The 301-nt window shown below is 73.8% G+C and carries 1 pseudogene; it reads right to left on the bottom strand.

Annotation, left to right across the window (positions count from 1 at the left end):
• A pseudogene (locus IH50_RS38535) lies at nt 1–301 on the bottom strand (alpha-1,4-glucan--maltose-1-phosphate maltosyltransferase); the annotation flags it as partial.

Here is a 301-nt window from a genome sequence, read left to right as displayed (position 1 = left end):
GTCGTGGCCGCCCTCGGGGGAGCCGATCGCCCAGGGCACGCCGACGTCGTCGGGGCCGGCGTTCAGGGTGTTGTTGGGGCCCTTGCGGTGGGTGGTGCCGATGGGGTGGATGGGCGGGAGGTAGACGACGTCGAAGCCCATCGCGGCGATCGCCGGGAGGCGGCGGGCGGCGGTGTCGAAGGTGCCGTGCGGCTGCTGCGGGGTGCCCTCGGAGCGGGGGAAGAACTCGTACCAGGCGCCGTACAGGGCCCGCTCGCGTTCCACCAGCAGCGGCAGCGGCTCACTGCCGGTGACCAGTTCC

This window comes from Streptomyces sp. NRRL S-37 (genome assembly GCF_000721605.1).
Taxonomy (GTDB): Bacteria; Actinomycetota; Actinomycetes; order Streptomycetales; family Streptomycetaceae; genus Streptomyces.
The sequence above is the reverse complement of the archived record's forward strand: the minus strand, read 5'-3'. Positions and strand labels throughout refer to the sequence as shown.